This is a genomic window from Enterovibrio makurazakiensis, from assembly GCF_050336585.1.
In the GTDB taxonomy this organism is placed as follows: Bacteria; Pseudomonadota; Gammaproteobacteria; order Enterobacterales; family Vibrionaceae; genus Enterovibrio; species Enterovibrio gelatinilyticus.
In genome coordinates, this window is sequence record NZ_JAKJSE010000013.1 from 64,606 (window position 1) to 78,376 (window position 13,771).

Annotated in this window: 10 protein-coding genes; 8 read left to right on the forward strand and 2 right to left on the reverse strand. The window is 49.3% G+C overall.

Annotated elements, in window-relative coordinates; genetic code table 11:
• The 4 genes from L4D06_RS10960 to L4D06_RS10975 all read left to right on the forward strand — a co-directional run bounded on the left by L4D06_RS10960 (window position 1) and on the right by L4D06_RS10975 (window position 7,496).
• The gene (locus L4D06_RS10960; protein WP_429739371.1) at window positions 1–3,357 is read left to right on the forward strand and encodes a DUF6519 domain-containing protein; all 3,357 of its coding nucleotides are present in this window, start codon (window positions 1–3) and stop codon (window positions 3,355–3,357) included.
• A gap of 14 nt (window positions 3,358–3,371) precedes the next feature.
• A complete protein-coding gene (locus L4D06_RS10965) occupies window positions 3,372–3,848 on the forward strand; it encodes a hypothetical protein (protein ID WP_429739373.1) in 477 nt (158 codons plus the stop codon).
• A gap of 132 nt (window positions 3,849–3,980) precedes the next feature.
• A complete protein-coding gene (locus tag L4D06_RS10970) occupies window positions 3,981–4,949 on the forward strand; it encodes a hypothetical protein (RefSeq protein WP_429739374.1) in 969 nt (322 codons plus the stop codon).
• 243 nt (window positions 4,950–5,192) lie between these two features.
• A complete protein-coding gene (locus tag L4D06_RS10975) occupies window positions 5,193–7,496 on the forward strand; it encodes an eCIS core domain-containing protein (protein ID WP_429739376.1) in 2,304 nt (767 codons plus the stop codon).
• 15 nt (window positions 7,497–7,511) lie between these two features.
• Here the strand turns inward: L4D06_RS10975 and L4D06_RS10980 are convergent, their stop codons facing one another.
• Window positions 7,512–8,447, reverse strand: a complete 936-nt coding sequence (locus tag L4D06_RS10980; RefSeq protein WP_429739378.1) for a LysR family transcriptional regulator — start codon at window positions 8,445–8,447, stop codon at window positions 7,512–7,514.
• Between the two features lie 451 nt (window positions 8,448–8,898).
• Here L4D06_RS10980 and dctP point away from each other — a divergent pair, with 451 nt between their 5' ends.
• From dctP to L4D06_RS11000, 4 genes are all read left to right on the forward strand, one after another.
• Entirely contained in the window at window positions 8,899–9,903 is a 1,005-nt protein-coding gene (gene dctP / locus L4D06_RS10985; protein ID WP_429739380.1) for a TRAP transporter substrate-binding protein DctP, read from the forward strand.
• A 17-nt stretch (window positions 9,904–9,920) separates the two neighbouring features.
• On the forward strand, window positions 9,921–10,457 hold the full coding sequence (locus L4D06_RS10990) for a TRAP transporter small permease (RefSeq protein ID WP_429739382.1): 537 nt from the start codon (window positions 9,921–9,923) through the stop codon (window positions 10,455–10,457).
• Window positions 10,458–10,559: 102 nt separating this feature from the next.
• Window positions 10,560–11,861: a TRAP transporter large permease gene (locus L4D06_RS10995; protein ID WP_429739384.1), complete on the forward strand. Its 1,302-nt coding sequence runs from the start codon at window positions 10,560–10,562 to the stop codon at window positions 11,859–11,861.
• A gap of 5 nt (window positions 11,862–11,866) precedes the next feature.
• Window positions 11,867–12,655, forward strand: a complete 789-nt coding sequence (locus L4D06_RS11000; protein WP_274164222.1) for an alpha/beta fold hydrolase — start codon at window positions 11,867–11,869, stop codon at window positions 12,653–12,655.
• Window positions 12,656–12,851: 196 nt separating this feature from the next.
• On the opposite strand, the gene L4D06_RS11005 is transcribed toward L4D06_RS11000, so the two are convergent.
• Complete coding sequence (locus tag L4D06_RS11005; protein ID WP_429739386.1) at window positions 12,852–13,742, reverse strand: homocysteine S-methyltransferase family protein; 891 nt, start codon at window positions 13,740–13,742, stop codon at window positions 12,852–12,854.
• Window positions 13,743–13,771: the final 29 nt, after the last annotated feature.

Here is a 13,771-nt window from a genome sequence, read left to right on the forward strand (position 1 = left end):
ATGGCTGTCGATATTTCAGGAAAAACGTTTGACCCTCGCCATAACTATACGGAAATGGTCACCATGCAGGGCAGAGTGGTCTCTGACACGCCACTCAACGAAGGCGCAGCGATCGTCGATCGCCGTTTTCGAGCAGAGACTATTGATTTAGCGGGTTTTTGTGGCTATCCCGCCCATTTGCCCGACAGCTTCCGTATTGATGTATCCGCGGGTGAGCTGATCATTCACCCCGGTCGCTATTACATTGATGGCTTGCTGGCCGAATCATTCGGCGGTGGCGAACACCGTTTCTCGTTACCCCTTGAAGAACTACATAGCCTCGAACCTACCTCTTATCTCGATCAGCCATATCGCCCGATGTTAGGCAGTCTGGAGGATGATGCCGATGCGGGCATTGAGCCTGCCGATGGGCGCTATTTGGCTTATCTCGATGTATGGAAGCGCTCAGTCACCTTTTTAGAAGCCCCAGACTTGATTGACCCCGCCATTGGCATTGATACCAGTGCCAGAATTCAAACCGTGTGGCAGGTTCGTCTATTTGGTCCTGTGGGGGAGGATGTCACCTGTAATACTGATGATCAGGATATTGAGGGCTGGCAGTCGTTCATTGAACCGTCAACGGCACGTTTAACAACTCGTGCCAACCCAACGTCTGCGGTGAGCAATCCCTGTAAATTGCCACCAGAAGGTGGATACCGTGGGCTGGAAAATCGAACTTATATGGTATCGATACACGATATCAATGACGATGGTGTCCCTTTGGCGAAATGGTCGAGGGTGAACGGTGCATTTGCAGGGCGAATATTGGCGCAAACCGCCAATAACATCCTGACACTGGAACAGGTGGCAAAGGATGACTATCTAAGATTTAACGCGGGGGATTGGGCTGAAATTACCGATGACGTTCGCGTTTTAGAAGGCGTGGCAGGCACCATGGTGCGAGTGTTAACGGTGGATGATGCTACCAATACCGTGGTGCTGGAACACCCTATAGCGGCAGGTGCTCTAACGCTTATTCCCGCATCGACGGTTGCCGACGCTTCTATTCACCCTGTGTTGCGTCGCTGGGATCAATTCGGCGTTGTGTTGGACACGAATGGCACAGAAATCATCAACCTTGATGCCCCAGGCAGTGATGGCGTAATTCCCGTTCCTGAAAACACGTTTATTGCACTGGAAGACGGGGTAGAAGTCGCCTTGTCTCGTCAAGATGGTGCGGGTAATTATCATGTTGGTGATAATTGGAGTTTCATTACTCGCTATGCCGACAGTTCAGTTGAAACGCTGACTCAGGCGCCGCCGCAATCAGTGCATCATCATCGCTGTCGTTTGGCTGTGGTCGATGCGTTGAACGGCGAATTTGTCGGGCCAATCTTTCAAGATTGTCGAGATCCCATAGGCATGGCGGGGTGTTGTACCGTTGTGGTGCGTCCCGGCGAAGACATTCAAAACGCTCTTGATAGCTTGTCACCCCAATTCGGTGGTTGTGTCTGTTTGAAAACGGGCATGCACATTATTCGTCGTCCACTTCGCATCCGATTTCCTAACGTGACGTTACACGGCGAATCTCATGGCGCTCAAATTCGCAATTTGGGCGCGGAAGCTGCGCTTATTGTGCGCTCCGATCAAGGTGAAATCTTATCTGGTATTCATGTCTGCACCCTCGCGATTCAAACAGAACTTCGCACCGAAAAGCCTGAAGGTGTTATCGCATTTCGTAACGTTCAAGACAGCCTTCTCGAAGATTGCCGAGTCACGTCGCTGCAACAGAACTTGCAGTTTACGGATAACCCCGCCATAGGTTTGTTTGATTGCGAAAGAGTGCGCGTGAGCCGCTGTTCGTTGTCAGGCACGCAGATTGGCGTTTGGATGGACGATGGTGGGCAAGATTTGGAGATTGAGAACAACCGAATTAATGCCAACGTCGAACAAGAGAGCGGGATCGCAGGTGTCGTCGTCGCTCGACTAACGGGGCGAGTCAGGGTATCTGGCAATGATATTCAGGGATACCTGCGTGGGATTATCGTGAACGACCAACCGCTCGGTAGACCTTATTCAACGGCCTCTTTTAGCGAAATTACCCGCAACCGAATTGCACTGCGTCGTCTGCAAAGTCATCAAGATGCAGTTGCAATAGAAGTGGCGTGCCCGTTTGCTGTGGTGTCAGAAAATCAGATCATGCTTGCCGCCGAAGACAGCAGAGGCATTGTCGTGCATGGGTTAGGGACATTGGTGGAACGAAACCGTATTCAAACCCAAGAGCAGATTGAAACGCAGATAGCCATTGTGATTGGTAGTGAAGAGGATGTATTCACGGGTGGTATCACCGTGGCGCAAAACTGGGTTCAAGGGTGCTCTGGCGCGATTGTGGCACAACAGGTTAATGGTCTGCGGATTAAAAACAACGATGTAGCCGGGGATACGGGCATTGAATTGTCAATATCTGTCACGGAGTGCAGTTTGGTCAACGTGGACGACAACACCTTGGCTCGCTGTACATTGGCGGTGTTTGCAAGCCAATGTGAAGACATTCAAATTCAAAATAATCACATTGTCGACGGCAGCGCCGCAATGATGTGTGAGCGCTGCGTTCGACTGGACATCATCAACAACCAAATCAGCAAGTGTACACATGGTGGTATTTTCGTTGGTTTGTGTCTCGCTCGCGCTGCGGTGATTGGAAATCGTCTCAATTATGTTGGCGTGGCGGGAGACGGGATCTTTGCGACGTCCATAGCTTGTTTGTTCCAACTGGGTGAATGCCATGTGGAATCTAATGAGGTGCTCAACACGGGCGTTGATGACGACGACCAAGTGAACCCAGCCAGAACCGTCGGAATTGCTGCGCTGTATGTGTTGGAAGCGCGTATAGAGAGCAATCTGGTGTCATATTCAGATTTGCTGACACGAGAGAGGGTATTGGAAGACAGGGCTTTATTGTTGCAAGGGCTCATTGAAATTGCCTTTCCCTTGGGTGATACGGCGTTACGCATCGGTTATGCCGCACAGATTAGCAATAACAAGTTTCTTGGTCGCGGCGCCGATACTGTTGTGGAAATTCTCTCTACCTCAGTCATTGATAACCTCAGCATTCGGTTCGAGCGAGTGTTCTTTAATAACAATTATGTCGAGCACGTAGGCTTTGTGCCTGATGAGGTGGGGCAAGATGCCACTGTGATTTTACGTGGCTATCGCGCGGTGGTAATGGGGAACCAAGTGAAAGCCAACACGCGATTTTTACCGTCATTCGATTTTAACAATATGCAGGGACCTTTTGTTGGCAACATCACCAGCGGCTCAGTGATTAATCACACTGAATTTCCTGCGCCACAAAGTGCGTTTAATCAGCAGGCTTGATAGAGGATTTCATCATGGCAAAAGCAAATGAGATATTGAAAAAGCACCTTTCTCTGGTCGCTGAATTGCAAAAGGTGGCAAAACCCAATAACAACCCCGATCCGATTGGAACAACGCAAAAAAACGCGGCTGCACAAAAGTCACGTATTGAAGGTCGCATTGCATCATTGGAGCAGCAGCGGGCCGTGTTCAATAAACAAATTGATGAGTCGATTGAGCGTGAGAAATCACAGTTAAAAGAGATGGATAAGTTACAAGATTCTGTCGCGCAGCAACAAAAGCCAGAACCCAAACCAAAGCCTAAACCTAAACAAGAGACAAAACCTAGAATGGCGCCCAAGCCGACGGTGGACGTAAAGCCGCAGACGGAAGAAAAGCCTAAGCCTCGCCCTAGAAAAACAACGCGGGTGGATGCAACCTTAAAAGCGACGCCTGTTCGCCGACGAGCAACGGCTACGCAAACTACCAAAAGAAAAACGCCCAAGAAGTAGTGGTTGGGAATTACGATGAAGATACGCACGAAAAAATAACTTGAAGTGTTGTATCTGTTTTTTGTTGAGCACTTGAGAGTATTGCTATGAACTTCGGTTTTAAATGTGAATTTTAATAAAGAGGATAAGTTAATGACTAAACATTCGAGTGATGAAGGTAGTGATAATGATTCGTTAGTAAAGGACATCATACCCAATGAGATGTTAATGAAAACATTCGTTTCCAACGTGGTAGATGAAGTTGACCGTAAAATTAAAGAGAGAGAAGATAAAAGGCATCGGATATGGAATTTTGCCCTGTTTTTCTTAGGTTTGTTAGGTGTTGCAGGGGCTACTGCTTTAGTCAAGGTAAGTGTTATTGATGAAATAAAGGCGACTCTCCCAACTTACACAAGTGCTATAAGGTCTAACCTGAAGGATGAAATATCTAAAGATTTGAAGGGAGACGCTGAAATGATAAAAAAGGACATCGAGATTCAGGGGCTCTATACGCAACTTATATATGCATCATCACGTATTGATGGTGATACTCAATTTTCCAAGCAGCAGTTAGATGAAATCATTTTTCTGTTAGAGAAGATACCGCCAGAGACGTTTAAGAATAGCCCAGGTTTTGCAGGTGTACTTGAAAGAGTAATAGATTCATTTTACGCATCTGGTTTGTCTGTCCATATTCAAACTATTGTAGATAGGTTTCCAAGTGCTGTAGAAAGAAATACGGGTATTGCAATAACTTTAGCCCAGCATTATGGTCGTAAAGTCATTTTTCATTATATCACTGATAGGAATTACATTGATGCAATGCAAGAATTTATTAGATTTGAGGTTGCTGTAAACTCATTAAACTATGCTGAGGTTGCTTTGCCATACCGATTATTAATGGATCACCTAAAGGCGAATGGAGAGCGTTCCAGTGATGTGCTTAGATTGATAGGTTCAATGGAATATCTTGAAGATAGTGAGAGGGAGGTTGTTATTGGGGAGTTGCTTGGTTTGTCTGCCCCCAATACTTATATGCTTAATGTGGACTTCGAGGCTGAGGTTATTAGTCAAGTTGCTCTGGATTTCATAAGTGAATATGAATTGGCTGAGGACTTATAATCATGCCCTATTTGCTATAGGGCCAGTTAAAATATTTCTTTTCGGTGACGGTTTATGTCTTTGTCCGCGTTCCGGTCAGAAGACGAGCAACGGCTACGCAAACGACCAAAAGAAAAACGCCCAAGAAGTGATAACGAGAATCACGATGAAAATCTGAGACTTAGGACGTTGCACCTAAGAACAAAAACAAAGCAGCAACTTGGCATAACGATGTGACGTTGTTCAGGTAGAGAAGGACTGACGATGCCCAGCTTGGCACCCACTCAGAAACACGCTGATACGGCGAAAAATGAGCGCGGCACTCAGCGGAGTGGTAAGCGCAATAGCAAACCTCTTGCGCCCCAAAAGGCTCAGTCACCCAAGGTGATTCAGAACCTCGGGGCGATGCAAACGGCGGAACCTTTTTCGTTCATGTCAGTGGAAAGTGATGTATTGAGCAGAGCCGAGTCCTCGATACTGGATCGGAAGCCTGAGGGGGCGGCTACCTCGGCACTGCCACCTCGTATTCTTCCCGGTGGCAGTGATACTCGCCCTTTAGACATGGCACGTGTCATTCGTCGTTTTACATCAGCGTCAGAAAATATAAGCCAGTCCACGGCGCCAACTTCTATGGTTGCTGCACCGCCCGTGCCACGTTCAGTTTCTTCAGCCTTGGGGACGTGGGGGAATGCGTTGCTGGGTGCGGCGACGGAAACAAAACAGCATGACACGTCGAGTCCAGTAGCAAAAACTTCTGCGTCTGTTCCTCAAGCTACACGTCTGCTCGGTCAAGAAAGCGGCGTTCCCATCCCGTTAGATATCCGAGCACCGTTCGAACAATCTTATGGATACGATCTGTCGCCGATTCGTTTGCATCAAAGTCATGCTGCGCGGCAATCGCTGAAAGCGTTAAATACGGTCGCCTTTGCCCTCAACGACCATATTGTGATGGACAGCAGTGTCGATTTACGAAGTCGAGCCGGGCAGCACGTGTTGGGGCATGAGTTAGCACACACGGTGCAGGGCCGGCTAGGATCTGGCATGCCGAGTGCTGGCAACGTGCGAATTAGCCAGCCATCGTGGTATTCAGAGCATGAGGCTGAGTTTGCAGTGAGTGCCGCGTTACGTGGTCGGCGCTATGAGATTCGACGCGGTGTTGACCAAGATATCCATCAAATTGCCCCTTGGTTGATTTTGGCAGGGATTGGCCTTGCTGCTGGGCTGGTTACATGGGCGGCATCCGATAGCCCTGAAGAGAACCGAGCCCGTCATGCGTCGGGAGAGCCTGATCCATCCCGCAGCCTTTGGACGCTGGTGCCCATTTACGGCTCTATTCAACAAATCAGAGAAGCGGAAACCTATTTCCAGCGCGTGTTAGGTGTCGGGTTCTTGATGTTAGACATGGCGACGCTTGGCTCGGCAGGGGTAGCAGCGAGAGCCTTGATTCGCGCACCAGCGGCGTTAGTTCGAACAGCGGTGCAGCGGCAAGGTTCTCGATTAGTAGTACGCGAAGGTGGTGAAATTGCCACGGAAGCCGTGTTAAGAGAAACAGGCGAAGCGTTTGTTCGAGAAGGCGGTGCTGTGTTTGCCACTCGCACTGCAGCGACGGCTGAAATGATGCAAGCCCTTCAGCGTGGCGCCATGATTCTCGTGACAGAAGGCGGGATCAATCATGCAGTGATGTATGTACGGAATGCGGCCGGTCAGTTGCTCAAATTGCATGGCGGTCCGCTTCGGGTCTTGTTTGAAGTGGCACCGAGAGAGCTCACTGAGCGTGCAGTAGCAGGAATAGGCTCGCGTGCAAATGCCTACGTTGTCATTGAAGGGGCAGAAGCGACAGTAGATATTGCTACAGCAGTAGCAAAGGTGCAGGACAGCTTGCCCGCTGTTGTGCGTTGGTTAGGCGGTTCGCCTACCAGTTGTGGGATCTTGCAAGGCGCGTTGTTAGAGGCAACCGGATTGTCAGCAGAAGCGCTGGCGAGACTGATGCCTGTTGGAGCGGCAGCCAATCGACTAGTGCCGATTACCATTTTGGATCATGTTGCCCAGTCAGGTGCGGGCTTGCGCCTTGTTGAAGGGGGAATGGCAAACATTATTGGTGGCACTGTGATTCAAGAATCTATGCTTGCTGCGGGCGCGGTGATTCCTACCATTAGCTCAACGCTCTTGCGTCTTATGGTGACGCCATCGAATGGCGGCCCTTCAGGTCGCATGACTGACTTTGCGCCAGGAGCAGGAACGACGGTGGCAGGTGGTGAGCCTCAGGTGATTACCGTTGAGCCAGTGCCTCAGTCGCAAATTGATACCACGGTTGGCGTGTATGTTGACGTGCTTTCCGATGCCGACAGGCAAGGTTACCGACGCGTGGTGTTTACCCTTCGACGCACCGCCAGTGAGATTTCACCGGGATTTGAAAAGCTCGATCGCGCTTCGCCAATGACGGAGCAAGGCGAAAGCATGCGCAGTATTTTACGCATTCTTGTCGGTCAAGCTGCACGTGACGAAATGGGCGAGCACCAAATTGTTGCTACCCGCTCTGCGGGTGGTTGGAGTGTCGCCTATCAATAGTGTGTTGATGATGGGTTACTTGGGTATATACACTCTGCCATGAGCGACGAAATCGCCTTCGTTAAACATGGTTTTTGATATACGAATAATGGATTTAGCGAATGCAGATTCTGCGTCGCGATAATAGAGACGAACCTCAAATGGCACATGCCATCGCTCATCCCCAGCAATGCACAAGTCACCTCGCAATAATTCATCACTCACAAAAGAACGGGGCAGCCACGCTAAGCCATATCCAGCCAGCACCATGGATTTGAGCGTGTGAGCAAAGGGGTTTTCGTAACGTCGATTTAAGAAGCCTTGCTCTTTTTCAAGCAACTGGTCTATCGCCTTTCCAAACAAGGATTGATGGGTATATGCCACCAAAGGAATCGGGTTATTTTCCGACCCCGGAAGTTGATGTTGAGGATGCCCATTCATGTTAAGCGACACGGGCACGAGCGTTTCCATGCCGATCACGCTGCTTTGAAAGCGTTCAGAGTCAATCGCTATGCCGAGCGTGTCGTGGGTATAACACAAAAGATAATCAACGGACCCGTTTTGAAACATTTCGATGCAATCTGACAGCCTATCTGAAGAAAGACGCACATAAACCGGCCCAACTGCTTTTTCAATGTGTTGCATCCATTGCATGAAGAGTGTTTGCACAATGGAGTTTTGCGCCGCGACAGATATTTCATTCTTGGCTTGTTGATTCAGTGAACGGGCAGAATCTCGCGCCATGTACAATCGATTCAGAATCTCTTCTGCTTCAATAACAAAGGCTTGCCCCTGCGGCGTTAACTCAAGCAACTGCGATTCTCTGTTTACTAGCTCCGTTCCCACCCACTGTTCAAGGGCTTTGATACGTCGACTAAACGCGGGTTGGGTAACAAATCGTTCTCTCGCCGCTGAGGTAAAGCTGGTGGAATGGGCGAGACACACCAAATCTTCCAATAGTTTAAAGTCCAAACATCCTCTCCAAACCTGTAATGCATCCAAGTTGCTCGTAGCGATGAGGTTGTTTTTGAGACCCCCACATTGCAGACTACAAAGCCTTTCATCACATTCCTTTGTGTGAACTGCGTTCCGCATATCGCTTCTTTAAACTTAACAAAGCGCATTCGTTGTTCAGGCATTAAAGATAAGAAAATGCCAAATCAGCAAAAAATCTTTATGTGAAAACCCTTTTCTTTTTCAGGGGTATAGGGGGTGTTATTGCCCCAACTCTCTGATTATTCGCAATACATCTTGTGCCCTTAAAAATCGGCATGCCGACCAATCGAATTGGCATAACGCATAAAGACGGTATGTGGTCATGCTTATTACTAGCACCTGTTATAGACCTCGCCGCAAATCACCAACGGGCGGCCTCATGTTTTAAACGTTCCAATCTGTGTCGAAAGAGACAAGGAGAAGTCACATGAATATTGCAAAAACTGCCAACGCCTTCCGCCTCACCGCAATCACCTGCGCCCTCATTGGCGCGATGCCAATTGCCGCCCAAGCTGCGGAGACTATTCGCTTGTCGACCTATGTGAATGAATCTGATGTTCGCTACCAAGGCTTCAAGAAGTTTGCTGAGCTGGCCGCTGCGAAAAGTAACGGTGATTTGAAAGTTCAGATCTTCCCATCATCGACCCTGCATGGTTGGAGTGAAGGGGTGGATGCGATGCAAGGCGGCGTGTCAGATATCAGCTGGGTGCCAGCAGATACACGTCTTCCATGTTATCGCGTGACCTCTTTATACCCCGTCGCCATTGATTTGGAGAAACAAATTGAGCTTGATGCCGCTTATGCCAGCTTGATTGAAGCGGAAGCGGCGAAGTCTGATCTGATCCCTTTGATTAACTCTAACTATTCGTACGATCAGGAATGGTGGTTTGAAGATCCAGTATCAGACATCGGTAAATTGAATGGAAAATTAGTACGCTCAATTGGCCCATTGGTGAGTTTGATGATTGAAACGTGGGGCGGCAAACCCGTATTCGTTGCACCGAAAGAAGTCTTCCAATCCGCAGAGCGTGGCGTGGTAGATGGCATCAACATGGGGGTGGCGACATACAGTTCTTGGAAGTTGTGGTCAGTGATGCCGTACATGGTCAACGCCAATATGTTCTACGGCAACATCATCTACATGATGAACAAAGATAAGTTTGATGATCTCAGCCCTGCCAATCAGAAAGCATTAAAAGAAGCCGCAGTAGAAGCCGAAACCTGGTTGAAGCCTCGTTATGAAACCTGGGTAAACGAGCGTGTGGGTGACGCGGTCATGGCGAACGGTGGTTCGGCAGTTTCTATGTCGGAAGAACGCACAGAAGCTTTGCTAGAGGGCATTGTTGAGAAATGGAGCCCAGAAGTGAACAAAGCCTGTGGTGTGCCACTCGCCGATGAGATCCGGGGCCTGTTCGCGGCGCACGCTAAGTAGTTGATGAGGTGCGCTTGATGAAAACAACAATATTTCAACTCTTGCGCACTGTGTCTCTGGCGTTGTTGTATGTTGGCGCTGCCATCGTAGTGGTCCAGGCTGCCTGGATCACTTACGGGGTGGGAGTGCGTTACATACTTAACAGTCCAGACGGCATGGTGACAGAGGCCACCGCTCTTTTGCTGGTGCCTGTGGCTTTCCTTGGCGTCTCTTATGCGCTGCTCAACCATTCTTACCCGAAAGTGAGCCTGATCAGAGACAGGCTGCCAAAGGGCATCCAGTTCTGGGTCGATAAATTCAATATGTTGATGATGCTGCTTGTCGGCAGCTTCTTTTTGGCTGCGTCTGGCAAAGCCATGTTCAAGTCTATTGATTCTGGCTCTGCGTCTGAAATTCTCCTCTGGCCGCGTTTCTATTTTTGGATTCCCGTGGTTATTGCGCTGCTGAGTTTTTGCATTACCGCGCTGTGCATGCTCATTTTCGGTGACCCGCCAGAAGAGGAAAAAAGCACATCTCCTCTTGACGATGACATTCGCTCGCAGGATGCGGCGTGAACAAATCGTCATTGCGTGAACATGCTGTCGTTCCGTGAACACAGTCATCTCGTGGCAACAAACGTTTAACTGAAGACTAAACAAAGAAAACAAGGATCAGTGATGGAATGGTATGTCGTTGGGTTGGGGATGTTGGGTTTGCTGATGGGGTTTATCCTCATTGGTTTGCCGATCCCTTTTGCGCTAGCCGCTGCTTCAATCCCTTTTTTGCTCGATATTCTAAGTCTCAAGTCGTCTCTCGTGACGGTCGAGCTAAAACTATGGGGCGTGTGGTTTAATTATATTTTGCTGGCAGTACCATTGTTTGTGTTTCTGGGAGAGCTGATAGGGCGATCCTCCATTGGGCCAAATCTCTATTGGTTCATGCACAGTAAACTTCCAATTCGCGGGGCTGCCGCCTACGGCAGTATCGGCGCGTGTGCTGGTTTTGGAGCGGTATGTGGTTCCAGCATGGTGGGTGCGCTGACCATTGGTGGTGTTGCTTTGCCACAAATGCTCAAACTTGGGTATGGCAAGCGTCTATCAAGTGGTGTGCTCGCCGCAGGGGGGACACTCAGTGTCTTGCTGCCACCAAGCTTAATTTTATTGTTCTACGGCATTGTGACCGACCAGTCGATCGGCGCATTGTTTATCGCAGGTGTGGTGCCCGGCTTGATACTGGTAACCATGTTCTTCATCATCGTGTTTATTTGGGGCAAGGTGAATCCTGAGGATATTCCAGGGCATGAAAATGCACCGCCTATTCCTTGGTTAATCGCGCTCTCTGCATTGCTTCCTATTGTCCTTGTTGGTTTGGTGATCACCATTTCAATCTATGCAGGTATTGCAACGCCCACAGAGGCGGCAGGTGTCTCGGCGATATTTATGCTGGGTCTTGCCTTCTCTTTCGGCGGGTTGCGACTGAAAGGCTTGCTAGAGGCACTGAAAGCCACCATGCAAACCATGGGCTACTTGGGTTTATTGCTGTCGTCCGGTGTGTTGTTTGGTTTCGTGATGACCTACCACCAGATCCCGCAACAATTCACAGAATTGTTTGTCGACATGCAGTTATCACCTTATGCCGTGCTCGCGATGATCATTGTGTTTTATGTCATTCTCGGCATGTTCTTGGAACCTGTTTCCATGACATTTATCACCTTACCGACCTTGTTCCCTTTGATACATGCCGCTGGGTTCGATCTTATTTGGTTTGGCGTGGTGTACACCATCACCATGGAGATTGCTGTGCTAACACCTCCCGTGGGGTTAAATCTGTTTGTCATTCAAAGTCTCGCCCGAGACAAAGTGACCATAGGCGACGTGATCATTGGATGTATTCCGTTTATCGCCGCTTTGGTTGTTTTGTTGTTCGTGCTGATTGGCATGCCTGATACTGCGCTTTGGCTCCCTGAATTAATGGAATAAATACGATGAATTGTTTACGTGTCGGTACAGGGCCCACGTTGGTACTTGTACATGGTTTTCTAAGTGGTCTCGCTTATTGGGAAAAACAGATCGCGTTGTTTTCTTCGCGCTTTGATGTCGTCGCATTCGACTTGCCGGGCTATGGTGGCAAGGCCGATGAGGTTGGCCTTGATAGCGTGAATGGGTTTGCGGATTACGTGTTGAGTCGACTTGATGAAATGGGCATTGATCAGTTCCATTTAATGGGTCACTCCATGGGAGGGATGATCGTGCAAGAAGTTGCGATCAAAGCGCCCGAACGTGTCATTGGACTTGTGTTGTATGCCACTGGGCCTATGGGCGATTTACCGGGCCGTTTTGAATCGATTGAAGACAGTATTGTTCGTGCTGAAACCGAAGGGACAGCGCAAGTGGCTTTCGATACGGTGAAAACGTGGTTTTCTGATGGCGTGGAAGATCCGGATTTCGAAGGGGGAATGGAGCTGGCCAATCGTGTTCAAACGCAGACGTATATCAATGGACTGCGTGCAATGGCAGGGTGGCGCTCGCTAGAGCGGTTAAACGAGATTCAGGCAAAAACCTTGGTGCTTTGGCCGGATAGTGATCGGTCCTACATGTGGACACAAACCGAGTCGTTATGGCGCGGAATCATAGGGGCAAACCTTGCGGTTGTTCCTCAAGCCGCCCATAACATTCACCTTGAGAAAACGCAGGTGTTTAACCTCTTGGTGCTCGATTTCCTTCAAAGCGATGTGGTGAAGCAGCGGCGATTGGCGTTGAACGAATGTTTGTGAGGATGAACAGCTAGCACTGTACCAGTGACGCCGTGATACTTGCCTGTCGCTAACAACATAAGCTCAATAAAATAACAATGCCCCGACACGGTCATCCGAGTGCGGGGCATTGTTATGCCTAAGCAACCTTAATTGTGCATCTTCCGGTTGCTCGGGTACATAGGCGGTTGCTCGGGTATATAGGGCAAAATCGGTGTTATTTCTTTCTTAGCGAATCGAGATAGGCGATGTGCTCTGGGAAAATCGCGCAGCACCCCCCCACCATGTTAGACCCTGCATCCAACCATGCTTTTACATACGCCGCGTATTGATCGGCAGACAGCTCACGCACTGTTGTCAGCGCATCGTTGGCTTGGTGTTCCTGTTGGATCACGGAAAACCCGTTTGCATAAGCGCCCAAGGAAATGGTGTTGGAGTGCGTATCGATAATCACACGCGCAACGGCGATCGCATCCAGCATGACTTCAGGTTGAGAGCAGTTAAACAAGATACCATTCACATCGCGCTCACACGCCGCTTTTACTGCATCTACAACCGCTTCGCCAGAACGAAGTCGCGGCTGATCCATCACGGAATCCATGAGAGAGAAAGCAAAGTAAGCAGGCTTATTGGATGTGGCGGCCGTTAAGGCATCACAAATGGTGTGAAACTCTTCAATAGACCCGATGGTTTCAGCCAACCAAAAGTCGACGTAAGAGCCTTGCGCTTCAATCAAGGTTTGAATAATGGGCGTCGCCGTTTCAGCATTGAACAGATCAGGACGATAAGAGCCCAATACGGGCGGAATACAGCCCGCGACATGCACATCTCGCTCGCTGTCTTCCGCGGCGCGTTGGGCAATTTGAGCAGCAAGTTCGGCGAGTTCAAAGCCTTGTTCTTGATAGCGAGTATCACCAAGGTGAAAGGGGACGCAGGCGTAGCTGTTGACGGTAATGACATCACAGCCTGCATCAATAAAATTCTGGTGCGCTTGATACACCGCATCTGGCGCTTCGATTAATGCTTGGGCGCTCCAAAGTGGCTGAGAGAAAGGAGCGCCAATGCGCTGAAGTTCTCTTCCCATGCCACCATCCAATAGTACAAACATCCGTTTCGCTTCCTTGTCACGTTGATGAG